Origin of the sequence: Haloferax sp. Atlit-10N, from assembly GCF_003586325.1 — an archaeon.
Taxonomy (GTDB): Archaea; Halobacteriota; Halobacteria; order Halobacteriales; family Haloferacaceae; genus Haloferax; species Haloferax prahovense.
This window is the reverse complement of record NZ_PSYX01000117.1, coordinates 1-511: the sequence shown is the minus strand read 5'-3', so window position 1 is coordinate 511 and position 511 is coordinate 1. Positions and strand designations below refer to the sequence as shown.

The following is a 511-nucleotide window of genomic DNA, read 5'->3' as shown; positions in this document are numbered from 1 at the left end:
ACGCACTGGCCGCAGTCCTCGGCGAAGACCGAACAGACGTCCTCGTGACCGCGCTTCGGGAGTACCTCCAAGACGCCGCTCACGACGACACGCTCGTCCAGGAAATTGCCGACGCCTATTACGACGATGAGATTACCTTCGAGCAACTCAAAGCACTCGTCGGCGCCGAAGAGGCGGCCAACCTCCGCGTGTTGAAACAGCAGTTGGACGAGGACTTTATCGACGAGGTCGCCGACGTATAGATGGCGCGGCTTATCGTAGATGCCTCCGCCCTCGTCAGTCTCGGAATCGTTACTGGCGACGACCCTGATCCACTCGCACTTTGTCTTTCTCGGTACGAGGTCGTCGTCCCAACGGCGGTCATCGATGAACTCCGCGAGATTGCCTCCTACGATGACGTCCATGGGCACGCTGCGTCCGCCGTCCTCGACCAAGCGAAGTCGTTCACAACACAGTCGGTCGACCTCGATGCCGAGTTTCCGCTCGATGACGGTGAAAACGCGGCGGTCTC

The 511-nt window shown here is 60.1% G+C and carries 1 protein-coding gene and 1 pseudogene; both read left to right on the top strand.

Annotated elements, in window-relative coordinates:
• Positions 1-242, top strand: a 242-nt coding sequence (locus C5B91_RS22885; RefSeq protein ID WP_119713043.1) for a hypothetical protein, incomplete at its 5' end; no start/stop codon positions are given.
• Positions 243-511: pseudogene (locus tag C5B91_RS22880) on the top strand (hypothetical protein); the annotation flags it as partial.